This window comes from Pseudomonas sp. S09G 359, assembly GCF_002843605.1.
Classification (GTDB): Bacteria; Pseudomonadota; Gammaproteobacteria; order Pseudomonadales; family Pseudomonadaceae; genus Aquipseudomonas.
The window spans coordinates 4924645-4937420 of sequence record NZ_CP025263.1; the positions used below are offsets into that span (position 1 = coordinate 4924645).

The window sequence follows — 12776 nt, forward strand, 5'->3', positions numbered from 1 at the left end:
TGCTTGAGGATTTTTTTTGATTTTTTTGCTGGCGCGGTGCCACCCCTTGTAATTCAAGGGTTTACGCAGGCACAAAACCCAACAAACATTGGCTTTTCTGGCGCCAAATAAAAAACGCCGATGATCTTTCGATCATCGGCGTTTTTTTGTTGCGGCTATTAAAGGGTCACGGGCGATAGAGAATCGCCGAACCCCACGACAGGCCCACACCAAAACCGCTGATGGCCACGCGCTTCCAGGTGGCGTCCATCACGTGCTTTTCCAGCAGCAACGGAATGCTCGACGACACGGTGTTGCCGGTCTCGACCATGTCCTTGATGAACTTGTCCACCGGCGCATCTTCAAAACGGCGGGCCACGGCGTCGACAATCGCCGCACTGCCCTGGTGAATGCAGAACGCATCGATCTCATCCGCCTTGAGGTTTGACTCGTCGAGCAGCTCGTGCAAATGCGCCGGTACTTTAAGCAGTGCGAAGTTGAAGACCTGGCGGCCGTTCATGAAGAACACGCCGTCGCTGACCTTCAGGTGCGGCGCGCCGGAACCGTCGGTACCGAACTTGGACTTGCCCAGCAGCCACGGCGCGTCTTCGCCCATCCAGGTGGCGGTGGCGGCGTCGCCGAACAGCATGGTGGTATTGCGATCTTCCGGGTCGACGATCTTGGAATACGGGTCGGCGGTGATCAGCAGGCCGTTTTTCAGGCCGGCGGCTTCCATGAAGCCCTTCATCGCGTAGATGCCGTAGACGTAGCCGGAGCAGCCCAGGGAGATATCAAAGGCGGCGACGTGGGTCGGCAGGCCGAGCTTGTCCTGGACGATGGCGGCGGTGTGGGGCAAACCCTCTTCGTCGCCGTTCTGGGTGACGACGATCAGCGCGTCAATCGATTCGCGCTTCAAATCCGGGTTGTTGGCAAACAAAGCGTTGACCGCCTCGACACACAGATCGGAGGTTTCCTGCGCAGCTTCCTTGCGCGGCAGGAACGCCGAACCGATCTTGCCAATGATGAACTCTTCATCCTTGGCGAATTTGGCACCCTGGGCGTAGTTATCGATCCCGTCTGCCGGCACGTAACTGGCGATGCTTTTTATGCCAATCATTGTGGCTTCCCAATACTAAATAGCTGGAGAACACCCCGAGGGCTACGCCTGGGGTGCTGACAATAAAGGGGATAACCCCATAAAAAATCTCGCTGAAAGCCGCCCTGCATGGACCCTGTGACGACTTATCCTTTTCACACGATACAGTGAAGATGCGCTTTATGACTCACAGGTCACTCAATTGTGTGTGGTTTATGCAAAACCTTCAAACAATTAAACCCCGCAAACGCAAACGGCCCACCCTGTTTCCAGGGTGGGCCGTTTGCGGTAAAGCCACTTACATCTTGTTGAACAAGCTCAACTGCGAGACTTTCACAAACGCCAGTTGCGAGGCTTCGAGCATGGTTTGCTGCAAGGTCAGGTTGATCGCTGCCTCGCCCATGTCGACGTTGGCCAGGGCGCTCATGGTCGAGGTGTTGGCCAGGCCGACGCTGGTGTTCTCGCTGGCCTGCACGGTGAGTGCGTTCTGGCGGGCGCCGATGGAGCCGCGCACGTTGTCGACCTGGTCGGACGAGTTGGTCAGATTACTCACGGCGGCGTTCAAGGCGTCCTGGAGTTTGACGCGCGCACCTGGGATACCGTCCGCCGGTAGCTCCAGCGCCTTGCGTAGCTGGCCCAGGGTGTCGAGGGCGTTCTGGGTTTTCTGGGTGGTGTTGCCGACTGCAAACTGATCGCCAGCGTTCGGCGCGCTGCTCAACTCAAAGGTGACGCCAGCCGCCGTGATCGTGTCCTTGGCCGGTGCGATGCCAGGCACGACCACGCCATTGTCGACAATCGGCTTGCTGTTGGCGGTGTAGGGCTGGGCATACACCTTGAACTGCGAAGGGTCGGTGTCGTCGAACTTGATCAGGATCCCGCTGTTGCCCGGAAAGGTGCTGGCATAGTCGGCTGAGCTGCTGACCTGGGCATTGACCAATTGCGCCGACGAGGTATTGCTCGCGGTCCGCGAGATGTTGAACGCGTCCGGCGTGGCGCTCAAGCTGAACTCACGCCCCGTGACCAGCGCATCGGCATTCGGCCCGGTGGCGGTGTCAGTGAGGTCAACCGTGATATCGAACTTGACCCCGCGCACGTTGATGCTGGCGCTGCCTTCCTTGGTGGAGTCGAACGTGCCATTACCGGGCAGCTGCGAGGTAATGTTGTTGTTGTCCTTGTCGGTCACAACGTACTGGGTGCTGCTGGTAAACGTCACCTTGTACGGCTGGCCGTCGGCGAACTGCTTGGTGTAGTCGACGCCCGAGGTGACCAGGCCCGCCGAGATCGCGACCTTGTGATCATCCACCAGCGGCGGCGAAATCGCCGGTGCCACAGGGCCCGCTGCCGGCGCAATGTAATTGGACTGGGTGCGGCTGGTGTTGACCGCCCCTTCCAGGATGGTCTTGCCGGTGTCGCTGGTGCGCACATTCAGCGTCTCGGACACCTGCAGGCTCAGCTCATTCTCGTCGCCCTGATAACTGTAGGTGCCATCGTTGTTGCGCGAGTACGGCGGCGTGTCGGTCTTGGAGCCGGAGAACAGATAGTTACCCGCCGAATCCTTGCTGTTGAGCAGGCCCAGCAGTTGATCTTCGAGGGCGCCCACCTCGACCGCAATCGACTTGCGGTCCGCATCACTGGTCACGCCGCCAGCACGCAAGGCCAGCTGGCTGCCGGCCTGGATCGTGGTGCTGATCGCAGTCAGGACGCTTTCTTCGTTGGTCAGCGTATTTTGAATGCTGGTGATATTGCCGCTGTACTGGGCCAGCATGTCTTTCTGCTGTTGCAGCATCAGCAGGCGTTGCGCGGCAACGGGATCATCCGCGGCGGTCTGCACACGCACACCGGAACTCGCCTGCTGCTGGGCCTGCACGACACTGGAATAGTTGCTCTGATACTTGCTGGCACTGGTGTCGAAATACTGCTGAGTAGAAATGCGCATCGTCCCAGACTCCCTTAAAGACTATTGATCAGCGTACTGAAGGTTTCTTGCGCAGCCTTGATGATCTGCGACGACGCGGTGTAGTACTGCTGGAACTTGATCATGTCGCCCGCCTCTTCGTCCAGGTTGACCTGGGACACCGAGTTGCGCGCGTTCTTGTTGGCCGTCAACAGCGCAGTAGTGGCCGTGGTGTCGGTGGCGGCCGCAGCGGCCTTGGCGCCGACGGTCGAGACCAACTTGCTGTTGGCGCCCACCAGGCTGGTGCCGCCACTGCCATCCGCTGCCACACCCACGGTCGCCTTGGTCTGCAGGTTGATCAGTGCCTGGGCGTTGCGGTTATCGGACTTGCCGGTGGCATTGAACGAGAACGAGGTGCTGTCACCGTTGGTAGGCGAACCGGCCACGGTGGTGTCGAAGCTGAAGCTCTTGGCCGGGCTCAGCAAGGTGCCGCTGGCATCGCGCATCGGTACGCTGATGGAAATCTTGTTGGCCTGGCCCGGGACGATAGTGCCCGAACCGATAGCCTCACCCTTGGAGTTACTCAGGGTGTAGCTCTGCGTGCCATCGGCTGCCGTGTCGCCGAAGACCATCTTCACCGGCATCGAATTGGCGATGCCGACACGCAACTGTGCAGCGTCGGCGCCGCCCTCGATGTCGATGGGCACCGTCAGGGTCGGCGGTGTGAACGTGCCGCTACCCTGGTTGGTCTTGCCCGCCTCGCCCTGCAACGGCCCGGCAAAGGCAATCTTGCTCGGGTCGGTGAGTACGGTGCCGATTTCCTTGGCGCCGTTGGCGGTCGGGCTGACTTTGAAGCTGTCACCCGCCGACACGCCCGTCGCGCCGTTGTTGACCGCCAGGGTGAACCCGTCGATGACCGGCGGCGGCGTGGTGCTCAGATCGTAGGTGCCCATGGCCTTGCCGTCGGAACGCAGCACGGTCACCTTGTTGAGGTTGGTGGCGTCGTTGAAGGAGACCTTGTAGTCGAAGTTGGTCAGCTTGCTGCTGTCTGCAATCGTCACGCCCAGGCTTGCGTCACCCTGGTTGCCTTGTGCCGCCTGGCTGCGCAGGGCCACGGAGGCTGCGTTGTTGATGTCCTTGAACATCGACGCGCCGAACTCACCGTTCAGGTCTACACCCTGCCCCAATTGGCTGTTGATTGCGTCAGCGGTGACGATGGCAATCCGACCCAGATCGTTGATCGCCGGCATCAGCACGTCGCTGCGATAACGCATCAGGCCGCCGATGCTGCCGCCACTGACCACATTGGCCAGGTCGAGCGCGGTGCCGCCGGGCATATTCAGCTGGATCGTGTACTGGCTGGTGTCGCTGCTGCTCGGCACGGCGGAAATCGTGTTGGAGCGGTCACCCAACACCAGGGATTGCCCGCTGCCGGTGCTGACGCTGAACACGCCGTTCTGCTCGGTGGCGGTCACGCCGATCAGCTCATTGAGCGAACGCACGGCCTCGGCGCGCGCATCCAGCAGGTTGGCCGGGGCGGTGTTCGTCGAACCCTGCACCTGGTTGATCTGCTTGTTGAGCGAAGCAATCGAGGAGGTCAACTGGTTGACCTGATCGCTCATGGAGGTCAACTGGCTGTTAATGGTTTCTTTCTGTTGGCTCAACTGGGTGGAGATCGAGTTGAAACGGTTGCTCAAGGTTTGGGCATTGGTCAGCAGGATCTGGCGCGCCGAGGTATCGTTCGGGTTGGCCGACGCCGTCTGCACCGCAGCAAAGAACGAGCTGAGTACCGCCGACATGCCGGTGGTCTTGTCCGACAGCGTCTTGTCGATGGCACTGGCCTGGTCCAGGTACGCCGCTGCATCGCTGTTAAGCGCGGTGCTGTTCTGGTAGGCGGTGTCCAGGTACTCGTTGTACACCCGACGCACGTCGGCCAGGGTGGTGCCGGTGCCGATGAACACGCCGCCATACGGGTTCGACGCCGTTGCGCTCTGGGTGGTCTGCTGACGCGAATAGCCCGCGGTATTGGCGTTGGCAATGTTATTACTCAAGACCGACAACGATCCTTGAGCGGCATTGAGCCCTGACATCCCGATACTGAGCAAACTCATGGTTCAGACCTTATAAATGTGTGGTTGCGCCAGCGGCAGCGTAGTTCTGGTAACTGTTCATCGTTTTGGCGATCTGCGAAATCTTGCTGGCGTAGTCCGGGTCGGTTGCATAACCGGCTTTCTGCAACTCGCGTACAAACTGTTCCGGGTTGTCGGCCGACTTCACAACTTCTTTATAGCGATCATTGCTTTGCAGCAATGTCACGAGGTCATGGAAGCTGTCCTGGTAAGAATCGTAGGAACGGAACTGCGCCGTTTCCTTGACCATTGCCCCATCACGAAACTCGCTGGTGATTGCACGTGCCTGGCCGCCCTGCCAACTCTGGCCGGCCTTGATGCCGAACAGGTTGTGGCTGCTGCTGCCGTCCTCGGCGCGCATCACCGATTTGCCCCAACCGGTTTCCAGGGCGGCCTGGGCCACCAGGTATTTCGGGTCAACGCCAATACGCGCCGCGGCCGCCTTGGCCATCGGCAACATGGTGGCGACAAACTCATCCTGCGAGCTGAACGCCTTTTTCGCCGGAGCCAACGGTGGTTGGGCCACCGCACGGCCATACACCTGCATGCGCCCACTCGGCACGGCAAAGGTGCGCGCGGTGCTGTTGACCACGTTGTCGGCGGCGGCGCTGTTACGCAGTGGCGCAGCCTGGGCCACGGTGGTGGCCTCGGTACTCGGCACGATGCCAGCCAGCAGGCGGTCGGTCAGCTTGCTCGGCAAGGCGATACGGCGCTGGTTCATCAATTCCATGTCGTTGCTGTGGGACGCAGCGGCGCCGGCCTGGGGCTCGGCCACGCGATAGGCCCACAGCGGGCGCTGGCCATTGGAGCGGCCCAGCGGACCGTCGGCCTGGGTACCGGCGGCGATCTCCGTCGGCACAGCGACCTTCTTCACCGGTTCGGCCGCAGCCGGGCCCTGCAAGGTGGCCGCCTGGGCGTCCACCGGCTTGTTCTTCTGCATCTGGCGCATCAGCACATCGGCCAAACCGATACCGCCGCCCTCGCGGGACATCGAGACCGCCAGTTGCTGGTCGTACATTTCCTGGTACTGCTTGGCCGCCGGGGTGTTCAGCGGGTTGTCCTTGCCCAGGGCCTCGGTGGCCGAGCGCATCGACTTGAGCATTTCGCTCAGGAACAGCGACTCGAACTCCTGCGCGACTTTGCGCATGTTGCCTTCGCTGTTCTTGTCGTCGCCGACCTTGAGCTGGTTAAGCCGGTTCAGGTCGGAATAAGACCCCGAGTCCGCCGTGCTGCTGATCCCGCTCTTGCGCATATCCATGGCCATGGCCTTAGATCACGATCAGGTCGGCTTGCAAGGCGCCGGCCTGTTTCAAAGCTTCGAGGATCGCCATCAAGTCGCCCGGCGCTGCGCCGACCTGGTTCACCGCGCGGACAATCTCATCCAGGGTGGTACCAGGGCCGAACTTGAACATCGGCTTGGCTTCTTGCTGAGCGTTGACACGCGAGCGCGGTACAACCGCCGTCTGGCCATTGGACAAAGGCCCCGGCTGGCTGACGATCGGGTCTTCGGTGATGGTCACGGTCAGGCTGCCGTGGGTCACCGCCGCTGGCGAAACCTTGACGTTCTGGCCGATCACGATGGTACCGGTACGCGAGTTGATGATGACCTTGGCCACCGCCTGGCCCGGGTCGACCTCAAGGTTTTCGAGGATCGACAGGTAGTCGACGCGCTGGCTTGGGTCCAACGGCGCCGTCACGCGGATCGAGCCACCGTCAATGGCCTGGGCCACGCCAGGGCCGAGCATGTCGTTGATCTTGTCGACCACGCGCTTGGCGGTGGTGAAGTCGGAACGGTTGAGGTTCAAGGTCAGGCTGTTGCCCTGGTTGAAACCGCTGGGCACGGTGCGTTCAACCGTGGCGCCGCCAGGAATACGACCGGCCGACGGCACGTTGACAGTGATCTTCGAACCGTCGCGGCCTTCGGCATCAAAGCCGCCCACTACCAGGTTGCCCTGGGCGATGGCGTAGACGTTGCCGTCGATACCTTTGAGCGGCGTCATCAGCAAGGTGCCGCCACGCAGGCTTTTCGAGTTACCGATGGACGACACGGTAATGTCGACCACCTGGCCCGGCTTGGAAAACGCCGGCAAGTCGGCACTGATCGATACCGCCGCGACGTTTTTCAACTGCACGTTGCCCGAACCCGCCGGCACCTTGATGCCGAACTGCGAGAGCATGTTGTTGAAGGTCTGCAGGGTGAACGGCGTCTGAGTGGTCTGGTCACCCGTACCGTTGAGCCCCACCACCAGGCCGTAGCCGATCAACTGGTTGGACCGCACGCCAGAGATGCTGGCGATGTCCTTCAGGCGTTCGGCCTGGGCGACTGCGCTCAAGCTCAGCAAGAGCGCCGCTGCCATCAGCTGTTTGAGTTTCAAAGTGGCCACCTAGAAAGGGAACAGCGGGCTAAGGAAGAAACGGTCGAACCAGCCCGGCTGACTCGCGTCAGCAAACGAACCCGTACCCGAATAGGTAATGCGCGCATCGGCAATCCGCGTGGACGGCACGGTGTTGTCGGTGGCGATGTCATCGGCCCGGATCATCCCGGCGATGCGCACCAGCTCGTCACCGGTGTTGAGGGTCATCCACTTTTCACCGCGCACGGCGATGATGCCGTTGGGCAATACATCCGCCACTGTCACGGTGATAGAACCGGTCAAGGTATTGCCCTGCGCTGCAGCGCTCTGGCCGTTGGTGGCACGGCTGCCGTTATAGCCGGCGTTCAACGTCAAGTCGCCATCGCCCAGCGGGTTATTCGTATTTGGCACGGCGCCAAACAATGAGGTCAGGCCGAGGTTGGCTGCGGAGGTCTTGTCGATCTTCGAGTTGGCATTCTTGCTCGCCTGGGTCCGCTCGTTCAGGGTGATGGTAATAATGTCACCGACCCGGAACGCCTTGCGGTCGCTGTACAGGTTCTGTTCGAAACCGGCCTGGTAGATCGAGCCATTGTTGGCGGCCGACGGCAGCGGCGTGCGTGGCAACACCGGCGCGTAGTACGGGTCATTGGGTTTTGGCGTCGGGGCGACACAGCCCGCGAGCACGGCAATCCCACTCAATGCCAGAACGGAAACATAGCGATTCATGACCCTTACCTCACGGTGTTGCAGGCGCCCTCAAGAGCGCCCCATAGACTTGATTACAGATTCTGCGTTACGAACGAAAGCATCTGGTCGGCGGTGGAAATCACCTTGGAGTTCATCTCGTAGGCGCGCTGAGTGGTGATCATGTTGACCATCTCTTCAACCGTGCTGACGTTGGAGGTTTCCAGGGTGCTTTGCAGCGTGGTGCCGAAACCGTTCAAGCCAGGGGTGCCGATTTGCGGCGCGCCGCTGGAGGCGGTTTCCAGGAACAGGTTGTTACCCATGGCCTGCAGGCCGGCCGGGTTGATGAAGTCGGCGGTTTGCAGGTTGCCGATCACTTGCGACGCCGGGTTACCGGCCACGGTGATCGACACGGTGCCGTCGTTGCCGACGGTGAAAGTCTTGGCATCCGCCGGTACCACTACAGCCGGTTCCAGGGCGAAACCATTGGCGGTGACGATCTGGCCGTTGGAGTCCAGGTGGAAAGTACCGTCGCGGGTGTAGGACGTAGTCCCATCCGGTTGCAGGATCTGGAAGAAGCCACGGCCGTTAATCGCCATGTCCAGCGGCTGACCGGTTTGCTGCAGGTTACCGGCGCTGAAGTTCTTTTGAGTGCCAACGATCTGCACACCGGTACCCAGTTGCAGGCCCGACGGCAGTTCGCTGTCCTGGGTCGACTGGGCGCCCGGCTGCTTCTTGATCTGATAGAGCAGGTCCTGGAACTCGGCGCGATCACGTTTGAAACCCGTGGTCGACACGTTGGCCAAGTTGTTGGAAATGGTGGTCAGGTTGGTGTCCTGGGCGGACAGACCTGTTTTGGCAACCCATAGAGCCGGAAGCATGCTGTTCTCCTTCGTGCGCCTGTTTGTTGGCGCTGCGTTGCAAAATTAGTCGTCGGTGACGCGGCTATCAGCTCATCGCCATAACGCGGGTCATGGCCTGGTCGTCTTCCTTGGCGCTGTTCATCATCTTGATGTGCAGCTCGAATTGCTTGGAAAGCGCCAGCACCGCGGTCATTTCTTCCACCGCGTTGACGTTGCTTGCCTGCAGGAAACCCGAGGTCAGGGTGACGCCCGCATCGGCCTGGGCCGGCTGGCCATCCTTGGTGTGGATGGTGCCGTCGAGGCCTTTATTCATATTCTTGAGGTCGGGCTGGACCAGCTTGATGCGGTCCACTTCAGCCATCACCCGCGGGCCTTCGCCCATGGCGCGGATGCTGATGGTGCCATCGGCGCCCACTTCGATTTTCTGCTGCGGCGGCACGGCAATCGGGCCACCGTTGCCCATGATCGGCATACCGTTGCCGGCCCGCAGTACGCCCAATGCATCGACGTTCATGCTGGCGCTGCGCACGTAGGCTTCGCTGCCGTCCGGGGTTTGCACGGCCATCCAGCCGTCGCCGCTCACCGCCACATCGAGGTCGCGACCGGTTTCGATCATCGCGCCAGGGCTGAAGTCGGTGGCTGGGCGCTCGGTCATGGCAAACGCCCGCGCCGGAAAGCTGTCGCCGAACACCGGCATCGAACGCGCCTGTTCCAGGTCACGTTGGAAACCATTGGTGGAAATGTTCGCCAGGTTGTTGGCATGGGCCTTCTGCGCCAGAGCATTCTGGCTGGCGCCGGTCATTGCCACATAAAGGTACTTGTCCACGCTCTTTCCTCTTTCTGACGGACGCTTGCCGCCCACCGCTGTACTGATGAGGCTTAAGCAATTTGCGAACCAACTTTCCAAAACAGGGGAAAGTCCAGGCGGGACGGGGGTTTGCGCCAAGGCGGGAAGATTTCAGGATGGCGTGAGAGTCGAAAAAACGGCGGACTACTGCCGCCTGCGGCAAACACAGGCCTGGAAAACGACGAAGATCAAATGTGGGAGCGGGCTTACTCGCGAATGCGGTGAATCAATCAATATATTAGCTGGCTGACACACCGCATTCGCGAGCAAGCCCGCTCCCACATTTTTTTACCGCGTAGTGTCAGCGAATTATTTATCGGTCTTCAGGATTTCGTAGTCGCGCAGCTTGTTGGCGATGGTGGTGTGCGACACCCCCAACCGCTTGCCCAACTGCCGGCTGCTGGGGTGCTCGGCATACAAGGCTTCCAACACCGCCTTCTCGAAGCGCCCGACGATCGCCTCCAAACCGCCCTCCAGGGAAAAATCGCCAAGGGGCTGGCGCACGCCGTAATCCGGCAGGCGGATATGCTCGGCCTTGACCGTGCCGCCCTCACACAACGACACCGCCTGGAACAGCACGTTTTCCAACTGCCGTACATTGCCCGGCCAGTGGTAGTGGCTAAGCCGGTCCATCGCCGCCGGTGCCAGCTTGGGCAGCGGGCAGCCGATCTGCCGGCTGGCTTGATCGAGAAAGTGCTCAACCAATGGTGCAAGGCCGTCGAGGCATTCGCGCAAGGGCGGGATATGCAGGGACAGCACGTTGAGGCGATGGTAAAGGTCCTGGCGGAATTCACCCCGGGCGCAAAGTTCGGACAAATCCACCTGGGTGGCGCAGATCACCCGCACATCCAGGTACACCTCTTCATCGCTGCCGACCCTGCGAAAGCATCCGTCCTGCAAAAAGCGCAGCAATTTCACCTGCAGCCGAGCGCTCATTTCCCCCACACCATCGAGAAACAACGTACCGCCCGCCGTCAGCTCCAGCAGCCCTAGCTTGCCTTCGGCCCGTGCGCCTTCAAACGCGCCGGGGCCGTAGCCGAACAACTCGGTCTCGGCCATCGACTCGGGCAAGCCTGCGCAGTTAAGCGCCATCAGCGGCGATTGCCCGCGCGGGCTGGCCAGGTGGCAGGCGCGCGCCAGCAGTTCCTTGCCGGTGCCGGTTTCGCCTTCTATTAATAGAGGCGCATCCAGTGGCGCCATGCGCCGGGCTTCGCGGACCACGGCGGCCATGACCTTGGAGCTTTGGAAAATACTGTCGAAGCCGCGCAGCTCCTGCTTGCGCACGTTGTAGATGCGCTCACCCACGCGGTCGGCGCGATGCAGGGTCAGCACGGCGCCAGCCATGGCCTCGCTGTCATCGTGCTCGGAGGATTGCAGTGGCGCTATGTCCGCCAGGAACACGTCGCCCTTGACCTTGACCCGCAAGCCATTGATCCGCGATTTACTCGCGCGCACCAGTTCCGGCAGGTCGAAGTCCTCGGCGTAACGCGACAATGGAATGCCCGGCACTTCGTCCACCCGCACCCCAAGCAACTGCGCGGCCGCACGGTTGGCGGCGACGATGGAGCCGCCCATGTCGATCGACAGCACCGGGAAATCCAGGGCACCGAGCAGCGCATTAAGCTCCATATGCCGACGCTCGCTGGGCATCAGCCCTACCCTTTTCACGCCAAATACCCCAGCAATTGCTTCGAACTGCGGGCGCAGCGCCTGGAACTGCATGTTCACCAGGTTCGGGCAAAACAGGTAGATCGCGTTGCCGTGTTCGCCGCCGACCTCACCCTTGGCGACGTTGACGCCGTACTCCACCAGCAGGTTGAGGATGTCCCGCAGGATGCCGATGCGGTTCTGGCAGTGCACTTTGATACGCATGAAAAGGCCCGAAAAGTGGGAAGGCGCCGCGTCTTTTTGCCGCTGGGCGCAGATAGTCGTCAAGATTATGTGACAGCGCGCGCGCTTTTCACAGCCCAAGACACAGATCAGGCCCACAGTCGTAACGAATACTTTACGAAAGTCGGTAACTTTTCCTACAACTTCAATCCCGAGGCCGATGGAATCCCGCGCCTTCCGCGTTATCAATAGGTGTATCCGAGGACATAACAAGAACGAATGCCTAGCAGGAGAGCCGTATGAAGCAGACGCAGTACGTGGCCCGCGAGCCCGATGCGCAAGGTTTTATCCACTACCCGCCGGAAGAACACGCGGTGTGGAACACCCTGATCACGCGCCAGTTGAAAGTGATCGAAGGCCGCGCCTGCCAGGAATACCTGGACGGCATCGACAAGCTCGGCCTGCCCCTGGACCGCATTCCGCAACTGAGCGAAATCAATCAAGTGTTGGCCGAGACCACCGGCTGGCAAGTCGCCCGTGTCCCCGCGCTGATCCCCTTCCAGACATTCTTCGAATTGCTCGCCAGCAAGCAGTTTCCGGTGGCGACCTTTATTCGTACACGTGAAGAACTGGACTACCTGCAAGAGCCGGATATTTTCCACGAGATCTTCGGCCACTGCCCGCTGCTGACCAACCCCTGGTTCGCCGAATTCACCCATACCTACGGCAAGCTCGGCCTCGCGGCCACCAAGGAGCAACGGGTGTACCTGGCGCGCCTGTACTGGATGACCATCGAGTTCGGCCTGGTGGACACACCCGCCGGCCTGCGCATCTACGGTGGCGGGATTTTGTCGTCGCCCAAAGAGACCGTGTACAGCTTGTCCTCCGAGCCCGAGCACCAGGCGTTCGACCCGCTGGAAGCGATGCGCACGCCGTATCGCATCGACATCTTGCAACCGTTGTATTTCGTGCTGCCCGAGCTCAAGCGCCTGTTTGAAGTGGCGCAGGAAGACATCATGGGTATGGTCGAGCGCGGCATGCAGCTGGGTTTGCATGCGCCGAAATTTCCACCCAAGCCAAAGGCCGCTTGACCCTTACAT

Annotated in this window: 10 protein-coding genes; 1 reads left to right on the top strand and 9 read right to left on the bottom strand. The window is 60.9% G+C overall.

Going from position 1 to position 12776, the window contains the following annotated elements:
* Positions 1–166: 166 nt before the first annotated feature.
* The 9 genes from CXQ82_RS22430 to CXQ82_RS22470 form a co-directional block, all read right to left on the bottom strand.
* Positions 167–1096 (bottom strand): ketoacyl-ACP synthase III, encoded by a 930-nt coding sequence (locus CXQ82_RS22430; RefSeq protein ID WP_101272340.1) that lies wholly within the window; start codon positions 1094–1096, stop codon positions 167–169.
* A 277-nt stretch (positions 1097–1373) separates the two neighbouring features.
* Positions 1374–3011: a flagellar hook-associated protein 3 gene (locus CXQ82_RS22435; RefSeq protein ID WP_101272341.1), complete on the bottom strand. Its 1638-nt coding sequence runs from the start codon at positions 3009–3011 to the stop codon at positions 1374–1376.
* Between the two features lie 14 nt (positions 3012–3025).
* Entirely contained in the window at positions 3026–5080 is a 2055-nt protein-coding gene (gene flgK, locus CXQ82_RS22440; protein ID WP_101272342.1) for a flagellar hook-associated protein FlgK, read from the bottom strand.
* A gap of 10 nt (positions 5081–5090) precedes the next feature.
* The gene (gene flgJ / locus CXQ82_RS22445) at positions 5091–6362 is read right to left on the bottom strand and encodes a flagellar assembly peptidoglycan hydrolase FlgJ (RefSeq protein ID WP_101272343.1); all 1272 of its coding nucleotides are present in this window, start codon (positions 6360–6362) and stop codon (positions 5091–5093) included.
* Between the two features lie 4 nt (positions 6363–6366).
* Positions 6367–7455, bottom strand: a complete 1089-nt coding sequence (locus CXQ82_RS22450; protein WP_033901075.1) for a flagellar basal body P-ring protein FlgI — start codon at positions 7453–7455, stop codon at positions 6367–6369.
* A 27-nt stretch (positions 7456–7482) separates the two neighbouring features.
* The gene (gene flgH, locus CXQ82_RS22455) at positions 7483–8178 is read right to left on the bottom strand and encodes a flagellar basal body L-ring protein FlgH (RefSeq protein ID WP_101272344.1); all 696 of its coding nucleotides are present in this window, start codon (positions 8176–8178) and stop codon (positions 7483–7485) included.
* 53 nt (positions 8179–8231) lie between these two features.
* Positions 8232–9017 carry a flagellar basal-body rod protein FlgG gene (gene flgG / locus CXQ82_RS22460; protein ID WP_005790105.1) on the bottom strand — a complete coding sequence of 262 codons (786 nt, stop codon included), beginning with the start codon at positions 9015–9017 and terminating at the stop codon, positions 8232–8234.
* 67 nt (positions 9018–9084) lie between these two features.
* Entirely contained in the window at positions 9085–9825 is a 741-nt protein-coding gene (locus CXQ82_RS22465) for a flagellar basal body rod protein FlgF (protein WP_101272345.1), read from the bottom strand.
* 330 nt (positions 9826–10155) lie between these two features.
* Entirely contained in the window at positions 10156–11718 is a 1563-nt protein-coding gene (locus CXQ82_RS22470; protein ID WP_101272346.1) for a sigma-54-dependent transcriptional regulator, read from the bottom strand.
* Positions 11719–11975: 257 nt separating this feature from the next.
* On the opposite strand from CXQ82_RS22470, the gene phhA reads away from it, so the two are divergent.
* Complete coding sequence (gene phhA, locus CXQ82_RS22475) at positions 11976–12767, top strand: phenylalanine 4-monooxygenase (RefSeq protein ID WP_101272347.1); 792 nt, start codon at positions 11976–11978, stop codon at positions 12765–12767.
* The last annotated feature ends 9 nt before the right edge of the window (positions 12768–12776 follow it).